Here is a 17,693-nt window from a genome sequence, read left to right as displayed (position 1 = left end):
GAGGCACTTTTTTGTGGACAGGTGTCAGAGAATTGCGGGCAATGCGCCGCCGAGCGCCGACGCGACCTCGGCCTCGAGGGCTGCGACGAGTCCTTCCGGCGGCGCCTCACCGCAGACTGCGAGCCAGTTCGCGAGCATCCGGTGTCCACCCTGGGTGAGGACGGACTCGGGGTGGAACTGGACGCCGTGAATCGGCAGTTCGCGGTGGCGCATCGCCATCACGACGCCGCTCTCGGTGTGTGCGGTCACCTCGAGTTCCTCGGGAATGGTGTCCTCGAGAACCGTCAGCGAGTGGTAGCGGGTAGCGGTGAACGGATCGGGCAGCCCGGCCAGGACGCCGACGTCCTTGTGGTGAACCAGACTCGTCTTGCCGTGAAGCAGTTCGGGCGCGCGGTCGACGGTTCCGCCGAAAGCCGCACCGATCGCCTGATGTCCGAGGCAGACGCCGAGCAGCGGGGTCTTGGTGTCGGCGCAGACCTTCACCAGATCCATCGTCGCTCCCGCGCGCTGCGGAGTTCCGGGGCCAGGGCTCAGGAGAATGCCGTCGAACTGCGCTACTGCACCTTCGAGGTCTGCCGTCAGTTGTGGATCGTCGTTGCGCCAGACCACGGCTTCGGTTCCGAGCTGGCCGAGGTACTGCACCAGGTTGAACACAAAGCTGTCGTAGTTGTCGACGACGAGAATCCTCATGAGAGCAGGGTAAACGCCTGTGCTATCCGCCGGTATAGGCGGGGACCGTGATCTGCGACGGCGTTGCCTGCGTGTACCCGAGGCCGAAGCGGGTCGCGTACTGCTTGTAGATCCGAATGCCCGGTTCGGCGGCGAGGGCCGCCTCGAGGCGCGCAACGTCACCGATGGCGCTCATCACGTAGGGCGGGCTGTAGGTACGTCCGTGAAGAAGAAGAGTGTTTCCGATGCACCGCGGCGCCGACGTACTGATGATCCGTTGGTCCTGCATGCCCACCGCTTCGGCCCCGCCGGCCCACAGTGCGTTCAGGACGCTCTGGACGTCCTGCTGATGCACGACGAGGTCGTCCGGGGTGGCGTCGACCGGGTACTTGCCGTCGGCGTTGCGTGGGGCGTCCGTCATCGTGACCACGACGCCGGGGCCGGTCATCTCCGTCAGTCCCGCGTCGGCGGAGATGTTCTTGATGTCACCGAGCGCGGCGGCCACTCCGGCGTCGGACCGAGCCGCGTCTTGCTGCAGCGAATCGAGCTGAGCGGCAAGTTCGTCCCGGTCGGCCGAAACTTTTTCGGCATTGGCCTGGGCGCTGCGGACCAGATCGGAGAGCCTGGTGCTTTCGGTGACCTGCAGCTGGTTTTCCTCGGCGGATCGTTGCGCCGTGGCGACCATCAGACCGGCTACCAGGCAGACGGCAAGTACACCGATGTGCCAGACGGTTCGTGAAGATTCACCCGAAGACACGTGGCTCCTCCCGGATTGTGCAGGTCGGCCGGTGACCAACTGGACACAGCTACGTTAGCGTGTAGGTAACACATGCAGGTCACACCGTAGAGCGAGGACGTCATGCCCAAGTCGAAGGTCCGTAAGAAGAACGACTACACAGTCAACCCGGCAAACCGCACTCCGGTGAAGGTGAAGATGGGTCCGTCGAGCACGTTGTACGTCTCGGTGATGCTCGGATTCATGCTTGTCGGCCTGGCGTGGCTGATTGTGTACTACTTGGCCGCGGATTCGATCACGTGGATGAACGACTTGGGAAACTATAACTTCCTCGTCGGCTTCGGTTTCATGGTTGTCGGCCTTGTCATGACCATGAGATGGCGCTGAACAGCGAGTATCTGATTCGACCCGGATCGTGACCGTCATTCAATTACATGGGTGTCATTCATCCCCATTGTGGATAACTCCTGTGGACAACCTAGGAAGTTATCCACATGCTCGAGGATGAATTTCATCCACAGCCTCGTGACAACGCCACGGAAGTCGTCTCGTGGGCCACTCCGATGGGTGTTGTCTACGCGATGTTCGGCGGCGGAATTGCCCTCGCGATCGCCTCGATAATCGCGCCCACGGAGCCTGCCGGACGCTTCCTGCTCGCCCTCGCGGTGATCGGGCTGTTCGTGATGGGCGGACTCGCCCTGCGTCAGCGTCCCCGCCTGGCTGTGATCGAGGACGCGGGAACCAAGTCGATCGCGGTGCAGCGACTGCGCGCCCGCCACGAGTTCACCCGCGAACAGATCGACCGCGTGCGTCTCGTCCGCTACCCGCGTCTGGGTCGACGCGTCCCGATGCTCGAGATCGACATCGTCGACCGTCCCACCGACACGGAGAAGCTGTTGATCTTCGGACGCTGGGATCTCGGCACGTCGCCTGAGGACGTCCTGGACGTGCTCGCCGTTCACGGTTTGGTGCCGCCCGAGAAGTAAGCGCGGGCTACCTACATGGCCAGTGCCGCGAGGTCCGGTTGCACGATGTCGAGAGCCTGCTGCGGCACCGCGACGGCGTCGCTCGACCATCCCCAGATCGAGTACAGCTCACGGCCGGGGTCGGTGTACCCGTCGCGGCCGTGAAGCACCCGGTAGTTGTCGATGCAGATCATCTCGCCGGCTTCGGCACGGAACATCGGCCCGCTGTCTCGCACGTGGATCACGGCCTCACTCCACTGCTTCACCAGCGGCCACTGCGCTTCTTCCAATTCGCCGGCGATCGGCGCGAGATATGGGTGATACCGAACCTGGTTGCGTCCACTCGACACCGTCCGGGCGATCGGCGCGAATGTGTTCTGCGGGAAGTTCGGTTCCGAATGGTCGATGTCTGTGCTCCAACAGAATTCGGCCAGCTCCGCTGTTGCGGGATCGAAGGCGAGCAACCGCGTCAGTTTGAGCGCATCGATGAGAAACGAGTCACCGCCACTCGGATACGCCGGACGCTTGCACCACAGAAACAGATAGTCGGGCGCGTAATCACCGAACGCAAAACCGTCGTTGTGGGCGGTCATCCGCTCGCCGGAGATGCCGAACGAGCGCTTCCTGCCGCGTTCGTCCACCGGTTGGGTGTCGACGACAGCTGCTTCGGCATCCTGACTCTTGGCACTCGCCTCGAACTGGCGGCCGACGCGAATGCACTTCTCACCGAGCAACTTCGACGCGAAGGCAATGGCATCGTCCTCGGTGTGCAGGCCACCGAAGACCGCGGCCCCGTCGAGAGCGATTGCCGCCCGGACGGCCTCGACCGTCTCCACGCGCCGCGGAACAACACTTGCCAGCGTCAAATCGGAAGAGAACATTCATCACTCCATACGTCGAGTTGGCCAAACGGTTCAACTCGAGCGTAGGAACTCGTCATTTCGACGGCGTAACTCCGGAAACCGATTCGGTTACGGAGCCAGCCTTTCAGATCACCTTGCCCGGGTTCATGATTCCGTGGGGGTCGAGTGCACCCTTGATCGCGTGATGCATCGCGACGACGGCCGGTGACAGTTCTTGCGCCAAGCCGCCCATCTTCAGTAGGCCGACGCCGTGTTCACCGGTGACGGTTCCGCCCAACTCGAGGGCATTGTCGATGATCTCGGCAAAAGCGGCCTGAGCGCGCCTCCGCGCCGCTTCGTCGTCGTGTGGCGTGATCAGCAGCGGATGCAGGTTGCCGTCACCCGCGTGCGCGATGTTCGCGATGTGCGTGTCGTGCCGGGCCGAGATGGCCTCGATGCGCGCCAACATCTCCGGAACCGCCGCCTTTGGGACGCAAATGTCCTCGGTGAGCACCGGGCCGAGCCGCTCGAGGGCGGGGTACGCCAGACGCCGGGCGGAGAACAAGGCGTCGGCTTCCTCCTGATCGGTGGATCTGGCGCTCCAGGTAGCCCCGGAGCGGTTGAAGCAGGCCAACATTCGCTCGGCTTCGGCGTCGCCGATCTCGCCCGGTGTGTCGATGCGGCCGAGCAGGACAACCTCGGCGTCGGCCGAGAGGCCCATGTTCTTCCAGGCATCGACGGCAAGCAGGCACTGCCGATCGATCAGCTCGAGGGCCGACGGCGTGAGACCGTCTGCGGCGACGGCTTCGACGGCCTTGCCCGCAGCGACGATGGAGTCGAAGTATCCGACGATGGTGCGTTCGGGATCGCGCTGAGGACGAAGCTTGACGGTCACCTCGGTGATCACCCCGAGAGTGCCTTCGGAGCCGACCATGAGTGCCGAGAGATCAAACCCAGCCACTCCCTTGGCAGTTCGACGCCCGAGCCGAACCAGCTCACCGGTTCCGGTGACCACCTGCATGCCCAGCACGTAGTCCTTGGTGACGCCGTACTTGACGCAACACAGGCCGCCGGCATTGGTCGCGACGTTGCCGCCGATCGTCGACCAGGGCGCGCTCGCCGGATCGGGCGGATACCAGAGGCCGTGCTCGGCGCACGCGTCGCGGAGGTGATCGTTGACCACTCCGGGTTCGACCACGGCCAAACGCTCGAGGGTGTTGATCTCCTTGATGGCGTTCATCGCGTCGAATGCGATCACGACGCCGCCGGCGACTGCGTTGGCTCCGCCCGACAGACCGGTTCCGGCTCCGCGCGTGACGACGGGCGCACCGTGGGCGATGCACGCCTGCACAACTGTCTGTACCTGCTCGGCTGTGCGCGGGCGGACCACTGCGACCGGCATCTCGTAGGGAGCCCACTCGGCGTCGTCGTGGATGTAGCTCGCCATGATGTCGGGGTCGGTGATCAGTCGATCCGCATCGATCTGCGAGCCGAGCGCCTCGAGGAGTGTCATGTCTCCACGATAGTGACGGCGGCTACACCGCCCCATGTAGATTTACTCCGAGAAACCGGAAACTGTATGGACATTCTCTCCATACTCATCATTGGTCTGACGAGTTGGTCTGACGAGTTGGTCTGACAAGGGAGCGCGGATGCACGAGAACTGGCTACAGCTTCTCCTGGCCGAGGCATCCACCGAGGAACTGATCGAACACCGCGATCAGTTGGCCGCTGGGTCAGGCCCCGAGGTCGCCGCCGAGATCGAGCGAGAAGCCCGATCGGCGCTTCAACTACGAAGTCTCCTGGCTCAGCGCCGACAGCGCGCCACCGAACTCGGGGCACTCAACGACATCGCGTCGCTGCTGACCACGATGCACGATCACCACGCCCTCCTGCAGGAGATCGTGGATCAGGCCAAACGACTACTCGGCGTCGACCTTTCGTACCTTGCTCTCATTCACGACGACATCTTGATCATCGAAGTCACGAGCGGTGCGTACACCTCCCAATTGCTCGGCCTCACGGTTCCCTTCCGCGAAGGTCTGATCGGTCGCGTGGTCGAGAACTCTTCTCCTGCTTGGTCTCCCGACTACCGAAACGATCCCTCGTTTGCACATATCGGACCGGCCGACGACGCAGCGCGAGCCGAGAACATGCGCGGCCTGCTGGCTGTGCCGCTGACCTTGAACGGCAAGATCCTGGGTGCGCTGTGCGCGTGCAAACGTCAGGAGCGCCGATTCGGCAACGAAGAAGTTGCGTTGCTGTCCGCACTCGCAGCCCATGCCTCGGTGGCCATCGAGAATGCCCGTTCTCTCGAACGCTATCGCGCGACGGTTGCGGAAGTGAACGCCGCGAACACCGAACTTGCTGAGCGCACAGCACTTCTCGAACAGACACTGACTTGGGATCGTTCGCTCACTCAGGTTGTCCTGCGCGGCGGCGGTGTTCGTGAACTCGTGGAGGAAACCTCGGCGTCGACGGGTTCGCCGGTGTTCTTCGTGACCGGAACATCCGAGATCCCACCGGGACTGCAACGGGTGAGCGAGAGCGTGCATCGGGTCTTCGACATCTTTGCCGCCGACCGACGCGAGCAGGAGGTGACGCTGATCGTCGGTGAGCAGTTCCTGTTCGCCACCGAAGTACGCAGTGCCGGTGACCAACTCGGAGTTCTGTTCCTATTCTCGCGCCAGGAACCCACCGCCGCCATGAGATTGGCACTCGAAAGGTCAGCCCCGGCCATTGCGCTTGCGCTGGTAGGCGAACGGGCGGCCAGGGAAGCTACCCGTCGGGCACGCGACGCATTTCTGGTCGATCTGATCACCAGGCCTGCGCCGACGCCAGCCGAGGTCACCGGTCAGTTCCGCCTGGCCGGGCTCAATCCTGACCGCTCGTACACCGTCGTGGTGGCCCGCCCGGCCGACGCCGTCGACCGTGCGCGTCGCAGTATCGAGGAAATTGCATTCCCCTCGGGAACCGTTGTTGCCGAACATGGTTCACGAGTCATCGCACTGATTCCCGGAATGTCACCGGCAGCAGTTGCGGCGGCGTGGGTGCAGCCGGCGGAGAACCCGACCGTCGGAATCGCCGATCCGGCGGTGGGAGCGGAAGGTCTGGCGCGGGCGTATGTCGAGGCACAGCACACCGTCGACGTCCTCGAGACTCTCGGGCGGGCCTCCCACGTGGAACCGGCAAGTTCACTCGGCATCTACCGAATTCTCCTCAGCCGCACCGGCCGCGAAGAACTCGAAGTCCTGACAGAGCGTTCCCTCGGTCCTCTCCTCGAGGAGGAGCAACGACGCGGCGTTCCGCTATTGGACACCCTCGCGTCGTACCTGTCACACAATTGCAAGCACTCCGCGACCGCCGCCGCGCTCGCGATTCACGCCAACACTCTGTACCAACGGCTCGAGTCGATCGACCGATTGATCGGTACACAGTGGCGTCAGCCGGACCAGGCGCTCGATCTTGCGCTCCTGATCCGGCTGCGTGCCAGTGCCGGGAAACTCGGTCAGATCTGAGCGGGCTTGCTCGATCGCTTTGCCAGCGCCACCACAAGGATTGCGGCACAGAGCATCACGGCGCCCACCACCCACAGTCCTGCCTTGGCATTTCCGGTCACATCGGTGAGCCAGCCGGTGATGTACGGAGCACCGAAGCCCGACGCATTGCCGATCGAGTTGATCATGGCGATGCCCGCGGCCGCGCTGGCACCCGTCAGGAACGTGGTGGGCAGGTACCAGAAGACGGGCAGCGCACAGAGCACGCCGACGGCGGTGAGCGAGACCGCGATCATGACGGTGAACGGTGAATCCAGATACAGCGCAATCGGAATGGATACCGCGCCCAGGAGCGTCGGGGCTGCAACGTGCCACATTCGTTCACCGGTCTTGTCGGAATGGCGGCTCCACAGCACCATCGCGACAGCGCCGATCGCGTAGGGGACGGCCACGATCAGGCCGGTCTCGACGAGCGAGAAATCGGTGTTGAACGTCTGCTTGAATCCTGCGACGATGCTGGGCAGGAAGAAGCTCAAAGCGTAAAGGCCGTAGGTGATTCCGAAGTAGACCAGACCGAAACCGATGACGCGGGGATCGCGCAGGGTCTTGCCGGCGGACTGGTGACCGGCGTCGCCGAGTTCTTTCTCCTCGTCGGCCATGGACTTCATCAGCCAGGTGCGCTCCTCGAGGGTCAACCACTTTGCGTCGGCGGGACGATCGGTGAGGTAGAACCAGACGACAAACGCCAAGATCACGGCGGGCAGACCCTCGATCAGGTACATCACGCGCCATCCGGCGAGGCCGAACAGTCCGTCGCCGTACTGGATGATGGCCGCCGAAAGCGGGGCACCGAGCGCCGACGAGAGCGGAAGCGTCAGCAGGAACAGACCCATCAGGCGCACGCGGTACTTCTTCGGGAACCAGAAGGTCAGGTAGAGAAGAACTCCGGGGAAGAAGCCGGCCTCGGCGATGCCCAGCAGTATGCGGAGGAAATAGAGGCTGCCGACATTCGGCACGAATGCCAGCGCAGCGGCGAGGATGCCCCAGGTGAGCATGATCCGCGCGATCCACAGCCGAGCGCCGAAGCGGTGCAGGGCCAGGTTGCTCGGCACCTCAAACAGCAGATAGCCGACGAAGAAGAGACCGGATGCGAGCCCGAACATCGTCTCGGTCATACCGAGGTCGGCGCTCATGGTGAGCTTGGCGAAAGCGATGTTCGTACGATCCAGATAGTTCACGAAATAGAGCAGGATCAGGAAGGGAATCAGCCGGCGCGCTACCTTCTTCACCACGCGAGATTCGATCTCGCTCGGCGCAACCCCACCGTCAGTGGTGGTGCTATCGGTGGAGGTCATGGCAGGGGTACTCCTCGGAAAAGGTCAGCGTTGCTATCTACGAAGTGACTCAAGCCACAGTAGAAGCACCGCTGACCTCAACCTATGTGAAGTTCACCCATGAGTTGGGGCGCAACGTGGAGGAAAGCTCCACAACTATCGCGCAAATACCGTCGGCCTGCGATGCTCCCAGGGCATAGCCTTCTCCAGGTCACCCGCCAACGCGAGGAGCTTCGCCTCGTCTCCGTAAGCACCGATGAACTGAATCCCGATCGGCCAGCCCTCGGACGAGGTACACAGCGGCAACGAGATGGCAGGATTGCCGGTCGCGTTCGAGATTGCGGTGAACGAACCGAACTCGAAAATCTTGTCCGCCCAACCCTGTGCGTCCAATGCATCGTCGTCTGCGTCGAGATGTCCCAATTCGGTATTCGGTGAGCTGGTTGTCGGCGTCAAGATCACGTCATAGGACCCCAGGAACCGCGCATACTCACGTCGGACGGTGTTGAACACGTTCTCCACCGCAAAAACGTCCCGCGCACCGAGTTTCGCGCCGTATTCGGCACACGCGAGAGTGGTCGCTTCGAGGTGATCCGTGCCGGGAGTGAATCCCAGTTGTTCACCCGCACCTGCCACAGCTTGCGCAAGAAAACTGCACCACGCATCGAGGTTCGCACGATTGAACATCTCCATATCGATCGATGGCGCCGCGTACTCGACGAGGTGGCCCATCGATTCCAGTTGTGCGGCAACCGCCTTCACCGACAGTACGCACTGCTGATCGACCGGCCGACGCGGATCACCGGAATCGACGGAGACGGCAACCCGAAGCGGCCTTGACTCCCGTGCGGCACTTTCCGCGAACGAGTCGACCGCACTCGGAAACAGATACTTGTCGCCCGGCTCCGTCCCCGCGACCGCGTCGAACAACGATGCGCAGTCACGCACGGTTCTGGTGACCGCGAATTCAATTCCCATGCCCAGCAGTGGATCCGAGTAGTCGGGACCAGGGCTTACCCGTCCGCGGCTCGGCTTGAGCCCGACGAGCCCGCACGCCGCCGCTGGAATACGAATGGAACCTCCGCCGTCGTTCGCGTGAGCCATCGGAAGTGCGCCTGCCGCAACAAGGGCCGCCGATCCGCCACTGGAACCTCCGGGGCTGCGAGTGGTATCCCAGGGATTGCGGGTCGGCTTGCCGTAGGCCTTTGCCTCCGTCGTCGCGTTGAATCCCATTTCAGGTGACGTCGTAACCGCCATGGTTGCAAGGCCGGCCCGCCGAAAACGCGCCATCAGATGGCTGTCGTACGGATACGTGACGCCGTCTCCGAACAACCTGCTGCCGTTACGCTGCGGGACGCCCGCGGCGTGAATGATCAGATCTTTGATCGCGAATGGCACTCCGGAAAATGGCCCGTCGGCGTTGTAGTCCAAGGGGTCGAATCGATCACCGACCACTGCTGCGAGTTCACTGTCCATCTGATCCAGCGCAGTTGCTGCCGCAGACTGCACCTGAGAAGCGCTCACCTGCCCGCTTGCAATCAGTGAGGCAAGCTCAGTCGCATCGCAGGCTGCGTAATCCGAAACATCCATCGTCGTGCTCCAAGTGCTCGAGGTCCAGTGATGGAGGAGAACCTAGGAGCAGGTGCGCTCGGACGAGTCCGTCGATCAGGGGATGCGGAGACAGCGGACTCGTGCTGTGACCCAAGGCATAATTCAGGGATGGCTGATCCGACCTCGAGACGCTTGGCTGCCGCGCTGAGGCTGCGCGACGCCTTACCCGCGATGGTCCCGGCGCGCGCACTCTTCGAATTGCAGGAAGCAGTGCCGTACCACCACGCCGGACTGTCACGGTGGGATCCGTCCGAACGCACCCACCGAACAGTCGCGAGCCTGGGATACCCGGCGGCATCCCTCGACGTCGTCAATACTCGAATGGCAGCACATCCCGTCTTCGAACAGCTTCAGGGGCAGCGGCTGCCGATCGTTCTGCACGACGTCGACGATCATCTGCGGACCGGAGTTCTGTTCGATACCGTCATCACACCCTTCTACAGCGACGGCATCAGCCAGTGTCTGTTTGCGGGCGACGGTCGCTATCTAGGAATGTTCAACGCGAGTACAACACCGGGGCATTATCTCGACGATCAATCGAAAGTGACGATCGCTCTGCTCGCAGCGTCGTTGGCCGCTGCCCTCGACCCATACGAGCCCAGCCGGAAGGCGTTGCCCGATTCACGGCCGACAGCTCTGATCGCTCCGGACGGCACCGTCGTCGACGGCTCTCGCGAACTGCCGATAGCGGTGCGGCACGCCGGCGCCGAAAGTGCCCGAACGGGTGCCCCCGCCACTTACCTGTCACTCGACGGGACTTCGGTGATTCGTCTCGAGGTAACGCCGACCCACGGGGGCCTCGCCGTCGTCAAATGGCATTCGATCGAGCCACCGATGGGATTGACTCGACGCGAACTGGAAGTACTCGCACTGATACCGACCGGGGATTCGAACACGGCCATCGGAGCACGCCTGGGGATCGGAGCAGCAACGATTGCTACACATGTCGAACGCGTGATTCGGAAAGTAGGCGTCCCCAATCGAACCGCCGCGGCAGCACTGGCGACCCGATGGGGATTGCTCGCTAACTGATTCCCAGCTGTTCGCGCAGTTGAACGACGCGGAGCACGATGACTCCGATTGTCACCACGGTGACGGCACCAAAAGCGATCCAGCCGATCCGCACCGCCTTCACGCGGTTCTCACCGGCGCCCAACCACTGCGGGGCGTACAGGAATGCAGCGGCCGTTGCGGCACCTGCCACCAGACCTCCCGCGTGACCCCAGAACGAGATCCCGGGCAGCGAAATGCTGATGATCACATTGATCGCGATCACCGAGATGATCGGGACCGGGCTTCGACGCAAACGCAATAGAAGGACTGCCTGTGCGCCCATGATGCCGAAGATCGCTCCCGACGCCCCAGCAGTCCAGGACAGGGCCGTGAGCGAAGAGAACACCGGCTGGAATGCCATCACCGAGGCGGAACCGCCGAGAAGCGAAACCAGGTAGATGCCGATGTACCTCGAGCGGCCCATCACGATTTCGGTGTCGCGGCCCAGGATGTAGAGGGCGTACATATTGACCGCGAGGTGCAGGATTCCGAAGTGCAGGAACCCGGAGCCGATGAGCCGGAACCAGTCACCGCTGGCGACCAGCCCCGGATTGAGTGCCCAGTTCGCGAAGATCGACGAGCCGACCTGATTGTTCATGATGCTTCGCGACTGCGCGAAGGTCGCGAGGAACGCCAGGACGTTGAGCCCCATCAAGGTGTACGTCACGACCGGGACCGCGCGGGTGGGGCTCACGGTATTTCCGGCGACGCCCCGAACGGGACGGACATCGCGTTGGCCGGCAGCTACACAGTCAACACATTGGTATCCCACCGCCGCCTCGCGGAGGCAGTCCGGGCATGCCGGACGTCCACAACGATTGCAGGAAAGTGCGGTAGGTCGATCTGGATGGCGGACGCACCGCGGTTGGGGCGGGATGCCCTCACTCGCACCGCCGCCCCAACCGGGGTTCGTCATCTGCTTGTTTTACCTGTTCAGGAGATGGTGATGCTGTTGATCACGACGGGCTCGACCGGACGATCGCCACGATCGACGGCGGTGGAGGAGATAGCGTCGACAACCTTCTTGGAATCGTCGTCGAGAACCTCACCGAAGATGGTGTGGCGACGGTTCAGGTGCGGCGTCGGGCCGGTGGTGATGAAGAACTGCGAGCCGTTGGTTCCCGGGCCTGCGTTGGCCATGGCCAGCAGGTAGGAGCGGTCGAACTGCAGTTCCGGGTGGAACTCGTCACCGAACTTGTAGCCCGGGCCGCCGGTGCCGGTTCCGGTGGGGTCGCCACCCTGGATCATGAAGCCGTCGATGACGCGGTGGAAGATGGCACCGTCGTAGAACGGGCCGGTCTTGGTGCCGGCGGCGTTTGCGGTGGTGTACTCCTTCGAGCCGTCGGCGAGGCCGACGAAGTTCTCGACGGTCTTCGGCGCATGGTTGCCGAACAGAGCGATCTTGATGTCGCCGCGGTTCGTGTGCAGCGTTGCGGTTGCGGTCTGATGAGTTGAAGTCACACCACCATCGTGCCATTGCCGGCGTTCTCGCGGATGTCGCCCCGCAAAAGTCTCCCTGTCCTCGCCCCACTGTTATGGCACAGTGAAGTCATGACACGAGTGACCGAGTCCCTCAGCACGCAGTTGCCCGACACCTTCGATCACGCGCGCGCCCGCGTCGAGGACACCTTCGACGAGACTGCCGCCTACCTCGAAGAGACAGCGGCTCGCATCAAGGAGTCCGAGGCAGCCGACAACGCTCGCCGTATCGCCGCGGTGGTCGCGACGTCGGTCGCTCGCGGCGCTGGGCAGGTCGGGTTGTTCCTGGGCCGTCAGGGCAAAGTCCTCGCCAAGAAGGGCGTCGAGCGCGCAAAGGCTATCCCCACGAAGTCTGCGGAACGCACCGAGAAGCCTCGCGGCCGCAAGCGCGTCACGGTGTTCGTCATCGCCGGTGTCGCGGTGATCGGTGGCGCGGTGTTCTTCAAGAGCCGCCGACGCGAGCATCCGCCGGTCGCTTCCGCACCCCCTCGCCTCGAGGAGAACTCGGCCGAGAAGACCGCTTAGTCGACATACGAAAAGCCCCGGAACAGATTGTGTTCCGGGGCTTTTCGATGTTCACATTCAGCAGTTGGACGGTGCCGGGACGTTGTTGAAGCGATCGATCATGTATCCGATGGATTCGGGGGTACCCACCAGGTACGGCGTCGCGTGATTGATTGCCAGTCCCGGAATGATCGGGGGCAGTTCGTTGACGGAGAACTGCACCGTTGCACCCTTGCCGCACCAGTCTCGCGCCAGTTGCTGTCCCTGGCCGAACGGAACGATGTCATCGGAGCGGCCATGCTGAATGAGCACGGGCGACTCCGGCGTCAGCTTGCCGATCTTCTGCTCGTCGAGGATCGCCTGCGCCATGGGGAGACGCGCCAGAACTGCGGAGAGTGATTCACCGGAATTGGTGAAGCTCGACGACTGCTGGAAGCCGAACTGCAATCCACTTTCGGCGACGCACTGGTTCTTGGTGGCGGCCAACATCTGTCGGCCGCGATCGTTGATCTCGGCGTCGAGCAGCGGCTGAACCTCGGGGTACTGGGCAAGGATCCCGTTGAGCGCGTATCCGATCACTCCGGTGAGGAACGTGCCGTCGACCTGCTGCAGCGTCGCCGCCAGATCGGCGGGCGGTGCACCTGCGTAGGTGCCCTTGAGATCAAGCTCAGGAGCATACGACGGCTTCAATTCCGTTGCGGCAGCGGCAGCTCCACCACCTTGCGAGTAACCCCACAGTCCGACGGGGCCGTCGGCGGGAATGCTCGTGTTCGGGAGTTGCTGAGCGGCTCGCACCGAGTCCAGAACGGCGTGCGCTTCGGCTTCACGGTTGACGTAGGTGTGATCGCCCGGAGTTCCGAGGCCCTCGTAATCGGTGACGACGACGGCAATGCCGTTGAGCAGCAACGTGTTCACCCAGATGGACTCGTAGCCGACCATGACGTCCGTCGGGAACTGGTACTCGATACCGGTGTTGAACAGCTTGGACGGAGCGCATTGATCGCCCTGCCCGTGCGTTCCCACCGCTGCGGCAACCAGTGGACGCGCCCCCTGCCCGGTCCACGGGTTCGACGGTTCGAGATAGGTGCCCGTCACGGCAACGGGGGCGCCCTTGGCGTCCTCGCTTCGGTACATGATCTTGGTGGCGGTTGCCGGCCACGCACCGTTCGATCCGGGCACGCTCAGCAGCAGTGGTGACGGCTCACTCTTGATGAGATCTCCGTTGGCACCTGCCGGAAGCTCGACCGGCGGCGTGTAGAAATCCGCCGGCTCCGCCGTTGCGGCAGGGGCCGTCACAGCACCCATGACCAGTGCCGCGACGGAGACCCCTGCCGCCCACCATGCTCTGCTCTTCACGTTTCGATCTCCCCACGTTCGCTTGCGCTGTGGCTTGGCACACAGCGAACGCAGAGTAACACATACCTCACGTAACACCTTTTCGTGAGGTTTTCGCCTTAACAGGCTGAATTACAACCGTTTACAACTACTTCGTGGGCTCCAGATTGGTGGTCAGCAGCGCACGAAGCTTGTCGGTATCAGCCGACGTCCAGGCCTCGGGGTGCAGGATCTTGGCCCACATGTCCGCTGCATCCTCGCCGTAATTGTGACCGTGCCCGGACGGGACGTCAGCCGAGAAGACCATGTCGAGGGTTACCTGCCAGAAGGTCACGAGAGGAACCCATGTCATTCCCGGATCCACGTCGCGACCCAGCGGTTCCTTGAGCCAATCCGGCTTGTTGAGCAGCAGGTCGAAGGACCACCACGTGATCGGGTCGCTGGCGTGCTGCCAGTACACGATGCGATCGTCGTCCCAGTCCGACTTCAGCTCCAGATCTTCCGGATCACCGGCAAACCGAATTGCCTGGCCACCGTCGATCACCGGCAGAATCTCCGGTGAGCCCGAGTCACGACTGTCCGTGATTTCCTGCCACTGAGCAGTGAAGTTGGGGGTTCCGACCCACAGTGCGCCGTCGACGCGCGTCATCATGTCCTGGGCGCCGGCGAATGCGGCCTGGCCACCGTAGGAGCCGAGGCTCTCACCGAAGACAACCAGTTCGGGTCGCGTCTCCACGGGCAAGTCGATCCACTTGGCGTAGACCGCGTTGAACAGCGCGCGGCCGGCGATCATCGGCGTCTCACGGTCGGCGATGAAGGCCAACGGACTCGGAAGGAACGAGTACTGCATCGACGCGATCGCCGTGTCCCCACCCTCGACGTACTCGAACGCCGACGCGACGTCCTCGTTCACCCAACCGCGACCGGTGGTCGTGACAACTGCGAGAGTTCCGCGGTCGAATCCGCCGGTGCGCTCCAACTCGTCGACGACCCGCTGTGCGACACCGTTGATCGAGTCCGAGGATTCACGTCCGGCATACACCCGGATCGGTTGCTTCGCTTCACGTCCGGTCAATGCAGAGATCTCGGCTGCAGTGGGACCGCTACCCATGAAGGTGCGACCCTCCTGGCCGAGAGAATCCCAAGCCTCGGCGGACATCGGCGAACCGCTCCGCTCTGCAATCATGGGCTGTTCGATGCCGTCCGGTGTTTCGTGATCCGCACCGGAGAAACTCCAGTTCGCGAAGGCGATCAGCCCGTTGTACAGCGCACCGTTCACGATGAAGATGCCGAGGGCGAAGATGACGATCAAGCTGCCGACCTTCGCCGCCTCGAGGGGAACGAACCGTAGTGCGACGGCGGTGAGCTTGTTGGTGGTGAACCGAAGACCACGGCCTGCCTCGAGCAGGATGAACCAGATTCCGAGCGAAATCATCAGCACCAGAAGATAATTCGCTTGATTGGTGCGTGGAGCTTCCACGAGATCGCGAACGATCTGCTGCCACCACGAACCGAGGACCAAGAACGTCGGCACAAGAATGACGGCCGCGACCAACAGGATTCGCCAGCCGATCTTCTTGGTGCGATCCGACCACTGCGGTTCGACGCCGCACTTGCGGATCATCCAGGCAACCGTCACGCCGACGCCGTATCCCATGGCGAGCGAGATGCCCGTCGCAACGCCCTGCAGGTACCACGCGCGCGGCAACAGGGACGGACTCATCGACCAGGTGAAGAAGACCAGAGCAAAGGCAAGCCCGACCGGGTGCAGCGTCTTGCAATAGTGGCGCAGCCGTTCCCACACACGTTTCATGCCGGAATCGTATGCGCCCCGTGCCCGAATCAGGTCACGAGGCGCACACGCGTCCAGTCTGTTTACGGGGCGAAGCGCAAAATCGCGGCAACTGCGCCGCCGCCCGGAATGTCCTCCGCGCGAACAGCGAGCACCCGCGCACCCGTCAGGAGCGCACGACGAGCGATCTCGTCGACGACCCCGTAGGTGCTTCCGTTGGTCGACTCACCGGTCGTGAGAGCGCCCGTCTGGGGATCGAGACTTCCGGGTACGACGGAATCTATGTCGATGAAAACGGTGTCGACCTGTCCGTACGTCGCGGCTGTTGCCACGTCGGCGACGTCCGTCTGAGTGCGTCCCTGTTCCGTGCGCACATTGAAGGTGTCCCGCACCGCCGCCAGCTGCTCGGCATGGAAGTCGTCGAGCGCCGGACGCGAACCGTCCGCCACTTCCTGCGTCGACAAGGCTTCCGGGTTTCCCTCGACGGTTTTGTCGACCAGGTGGCGGTACGAATTCACGGAGCGATACACCGACGCGATGGGTTCCGCAGCGGCCAGAATCAAGGGGACGTCACGGCCGGCGAGCACACCGCGGACCTCGTGATCGACTGCGCGGGCGTACTGATTGACGCGCAACTTTCGGCTGTCCGACCCCGACAACCGACCCGCTTCAGTTCGGCTGTTGATCGACGACTTGCCCGCGTGATCCGCAGCGTTCTTCGGCATTCCCTGAACACGGACCTCGTCGGCCGGCTGGTCGGCAGCGATCTCGATCAGTCGCACCGAACCCTCTGCCAGAGCGAGAACAAACGCCGTCTGGGGGAACGTCACCGAACGGAGCAGTGGCTTGAGATGAAACCGATCGCTGACCGTTTCGAGCGCCTGCAGACGGTTGGGGAGGCGGAAGGTCACCAGACGCTCCGGCGTCGCGTACGTGACCAATGAGCGCGACTGGAAGCGCCAGAAATCGTCGTCGTCGTCGAGCTCTGCGTATTCGGCCTCGAACAGCTTGCGCTCGGCCGGATCCTCCACCGATGCGAGTGCCGAGCGGACCTGGTCCTTGAAGGCGATGCGCGCTTTGTCGTAATCCTGCGGCGCATCTTCAGTCGGAGTAACGATGGTGATGCAGGTGGGCCCCTCCACCTCCGCGAGTGCGGCAATTTCACCGTGGCTGGGAATGTCGTTGTGAAGCACTACGAACCTCCTGAAATTGGGTTCTCCTCACGCTACGCCCGGCTGGTTATGACCACTAGACTTTCCGGAGAATTCGGGACGAACGGTCCATAGTGGGCGCGGTTCTGGCCACCCCACTCCGAGCGAACGGCATGTTCATCGCCTTCAGTGCGCCGAAAGTGCCGTTCGCTCAAGAAGGGGTGGGGTGGAACCACACAAGCCGGGCACCGGCCGGGGCGAGCAGAGATCGGGTACATCGGCATACAAAAACACCCTCCCGGATCCCGGAAGGGTGTTTTCTTACTGTGGAGCCTAGGAGATTCGAACTCCTGACATCTGCCTTGCAAAGGCAGCGCTCTACCAACTGAGCTAAGGCCCCGTTCGGTTTTCTGACCGGAGTCAGAGTACCTAGGTTCTATCCTGTTTCCAAATCGTGCCAAACCTTGTCTCCGCGCTGACTTTTGATCAGCTTGGTGACCCCGAGAGCTACCAGAATTCCGGCCCCGACAAGCAGGAAAACCTTCATTCCAGCAACCCTTCTTCGGCACATGGGAGTGGGCCTAGGAGGACTTGAACCTCCGACCTCTTCATTATCAGTAAAGCGCTCTAACCACCTGAGCTATAGGCCCCTGAACCGATTCCAAAGATTACCCCACCGGGCCGCTGACACCAAAACGGGCCCGGCGGAGCAATGTTTTCGCAGG

At 62.9% G+C, this 17,693-nt stretch carries 16 protein-coding genes and 2 tRNA genes; 5 read left to right on the top strand and 13 right to left on the bottom strand.

The features are described 5' to 3' along the window. Window positions 1-24 precede the first annotated feature (24 nt). Window positions 25-690, bottom strand: coding sequence for an aminodeoxychorismate/anthranilate synthase component II (locus G9U53_RS07885; protein WP_003942537.1), 666 nt, complete (start codon window positions 688-690; stop codon window positions 25-27). A gap of 22 nt (window positions 691-712) precedes the next feature. Beyond that, a complete protein-coding gene (locus G9U53_RS07880; protein WP_223304399.1) occupies window positions 713-1,354 on the bottom strand; it encodes a DUF881 domain-containing protein in 642 nt (213 codons plus the stop codon). Between the two features lie 174 nt (window positions 1,355-1,528). On the opposite strand from G9U53_RS07880, the gene crgA reads away from it, so the two are divergent. Both crgA and G9U53_RS07870 read left to right on the top strand, forming a co-directional pair. Continuing rightward, a complete protein-coding gene (gene crgA / locus G9U53_RS07875) occupies window positions 1,529-1,792 on the top strand; it encodes a cell division protein CrgA (RefSeq protein WP_003942576.1) in 264 nt (87 codons plus the stop codon). A gap of 107 nt (window positions 1,793-1,899) precedes the next feature. Continuing rightward, window positions 1,900-2,391: a PH domain-containing protein gene (locus tag G9U53_RS07870; protein ID WP_063315331.1), complete on the top strand. Its 492-nt coding sequence runs from the start codon at window positions 1,900-1,902 to the stop codon at window positions 2,389-2,391. 11 nt (window positions 2,392-2,402) lie between these two features. Here G9U53_RS07870 and G9U53_RS07865 read toward each other — a convergent pair whose 3' ends face one another. Both G9U53_RS07865 and G9U53_RS07860 read right to left on the bottom strand, forming a co-directional pair. Next, entirely contained in the window at window positions 2,403-3,251 is an 849-nt protein-coding gene (locus G9U53_RS07865; RefSeq protein WP_063315332.1) for a TauD/TfdA family dioxygenase, read from the bottom strand. 106 nt (window positions 3,252-3,357) lie between these two features. Further along, window positions 3,358-4,725, bottom strand: coding sequence for an FAD-linked oxidase C-terminal domain-containing protein (locus G9U53_RS07860; RefSeq protein WP_024487653.1), 1,368 nt, complete (start codon window positions 4,723-4,725; stop codon window positions 3,358-3,360). A gap of 139 nt (window positions 4,726-4,864) precedes the next feature. Between G9U53_RS07860 and G9U53_RS07855 the strand changes: the two genes are divergently transcribed. Then, entirely contained in the window at window positions 4,865-6,730 is a 1,866-nt protein-coding gene (locus G9U53_RS07855; protein ID WP_165638550.1) for a GAF domain-containing protein, read from the top strand. Here the strand turns inward: G9U53_RS07855 and G9U53_RS07850 are convergent. Then, window positions 6,721-8,064: an MFS transporter gene (locus G9U53_RS07850; RefSeq protein WP_003942551.1), complete on the bottom strand. Its 1,344-nt coding sequence runs from the start codon at window positions 8,062-8,064 to the stop codon at window positions 6,721-6,723. The genes G9U53_RS07855 and G9U53_RS07850 overlap by 10 nt on opposite strands. A 135-nt stretch (window positions 8,065-8,199) precedes the next feature. Then, entirely contained in the window at window positions 8,200-9,633 is a 1,434-nt protein-coding gene (locus tag G9U53_RS07845; protein WP_165638549.1) for an amidase family protein, read from the bottom strand. Between the two features lie 129 nt (window positions 9,634-9,762). On the opposite strand from G9U53_RS07845, the gene G9U53_RS07840 reads away from it, so the two are divergent. Further along, a complete protein-coding gene (locus tag G9U53_RS07840; protein ID WP_065456406.1) occupies window positions 9,763-10,686 on the top strand; it encodes a helix-turn-helix transcriptional regulator in 924 nt (307 codons plus the stop codon). On the opposite strand, the gene G9U53_RS07835 is transcribed toward G9U53_RS07840, so the two are convergent. Beyond that, entirely contained in the window at window positions 10,679-11,623 is a 945-nt protein-coding gene (locus G9U53_RS07835) for a rhomboid family intramembrane serine protease (RefSeq protein ID WP_042453365.1), read from the bottom strand. The genes G9U53_RS07840 and G9U53_RS07835 overlap by 8 nt on opposite strands. A gap of 17 nt (window positions 11,624-11,640) precedes the next feature. Next, window positions 11,641-12,168: a peptidylprolyl isomerase gene (locus G9U53_RS07830; protein ID WP_007729190.1), complete on the bottom strand. Its 528-nt coding sequence runs from the start codon at window positions 12,166-12,168 to the stop codon at window positions 11,641-11,643. Window positions 12,169-12,258: 90 nt separating this feature from the next. On the opposite strand from G9U53_RS07830, the gene G9U53_RS07825 reads away from it, so the two are divergent. Beyond that, window positions 12,259-12,711, top strand: a complete 453-nt coding sequence (locus G9U53_RS07825; RefSeq protein ID WP_042453366.1) for a hypothetical protein — start codon at window positions 12,259-12,261, stop codon at window positions 12,709-12,711. Window positions 12,712-12,768: 57 nt separating this feature from the next. Here the strand turns inward: G9U53_RS07825 and G9U53_RS07820 are convergent, their stop codons facing one another. The 5 genes from G9U53_RS07820 to G9U53_RS07800 form a co-directional block, all read right to left on the bottom strand. Beyond that, on the bottom strand, window positions 12,769-14,046 hold the full coding sequence (locus G9U53_RS07820; RefSeq protein ID WP_050656763.1) for a lipase family protein: 1,278 nt from the start codon (window positions 14,044-14,046) through the stop codon (window positions 12,769-12,771). A 127-nt stretch (window positions 14,047-14,173) separates the two neighbouring features. Further along, the gene (locus tag G9U53_RS07815) at window positions 14,174-15,838 is read right to left on the bottom strand and encodes an alpha/beta-hydrolase family protein (RefSeq protein ID WP_165638548.1); all 1,665 of its coding nucleotides are present in this window, start codon (window positions 15,836-15,838) and stop codon (window positions 14,174-14,176) included. Between the two features lie 62 nt (window positions 15,839-15,900). Beyond that, window positions 15,901-17,010, bottom strand: a complete 1,110-nt coding sequence (locus tag G9U53_RS07810; protein WP_165638547.1) for a hypothetical protein — start codon at window positions 17,008-17,010, stop codon at window positions 15,901-15,903. Between the two features lie 285 nt (window positions 17,011-17,295). Then, window positions 17,296-17,368: transfer RNA gene (locus G9U53_RS07805), tRNA-Ala, on the bottom strand. 176 nt (window positions 17,369-17,544) lie between these two features. Further along, window positions 17,545-17,618 (bottom strand) — tRNA-Ile (locus G9U53_RS07800). Between the last annotated feature and the right edge of the window lie 75 nt (window positions 17,619-17,693).

Source organism: Rhodococcus sp. D-46 (assembly GCF_011290655.1).
GTDB classification, from domain to species: Bacteria; Actinomycetota; Actinomycetes; order Mycobacteriales; family Mycobacteriaceae; genus Rhodococcus_F; species Rhodococcus_F qingshengii.
The sequence above is the reverse complement of the archived record's forward strand: the minus strand, read 5'-3'. Positions and strand labels throughout refer to the sequence as shown.